Raw genomic sequence first — 753 nt, 5'->3', positions numbered from 1 at the left:
TTACTACATGTCGCACATCTCTGCCCTACTTTTGCTGCCAAGCGAGCTCGCATATCAAGGCTTTCAAGACGCATTGATCGATGTTGCCATCGCTATCGCCAAAGAGATGGCCTACCTCCTCGCGCCAATTATTTTGGTCGCAGCGCTTATCGCGATTTTTTCTAACATGGGACAGTTTGGTTTTCTTTTTAGTGGCGAGTCCATCAAGCCCGACATTAAGAAAATAAACCCTGTCGAGGGCGCAAAGCGCATCTTCTCGCTAAAAAGCGTCATTGAGTTCATCAAGTCGATACTCAAGGTATCTCTGCTTTCCTGCATCATTTGGGTTACATTGCGGGGCAACATCAACACCTTAATGCAAATTCCAACTTGTGGATTGGAATGTGTCCCTGCGGTGACGGGAGTTATGATTAAACAATTGATGATCATTTCATCGGTTGGTTTTGTTGTGATAGCTGCGGCAGATTTTGCCTACCAAAAGTTTGACCACACGAAGAAGCTCAAAATGAGCAAGGACGAAGTGAAACGTGAATACAAAGAGATGGAAGGCAGCCCGGAGATCAAAAGTAAACGCCGTCAGCTTCATCAAGAACTTCAAGCTTCTAATCAACGCGAAAACGTTAAGCGCTCCAACGTATTAGTAACGAACCCGACTCACATCGCGGTTGGTCTGTACTACAAAAAAGGCGAAACACCGTTACCTGTCATCACTCTGATGGAAACCGATGCGATGGCTAAACGCATGATTGCAAT

At 45.6% G+C, this 753-nt stretch carries 1 protein-coding gene; it reads left to right on the top strand.

The window, feature by feature from the left end; genetic code table 11:
* Positions 1-753 (top strand): SctU family type III secretion system export apparatus subunit VscU (gene vscU, locus R7044_RS25130; RefSeq protein WP_225455987.1); only part of this gene is annotated, 753 nt, incomplete at both ends.

The organism is Vibrio sp. 1402 (assembly GCF_033340275.1).
The sequence above is the reverse complement of the archived record's forward strand: the minus strand, read 5'-3'. Positions and strand labels throughout refer to the sequence as shown.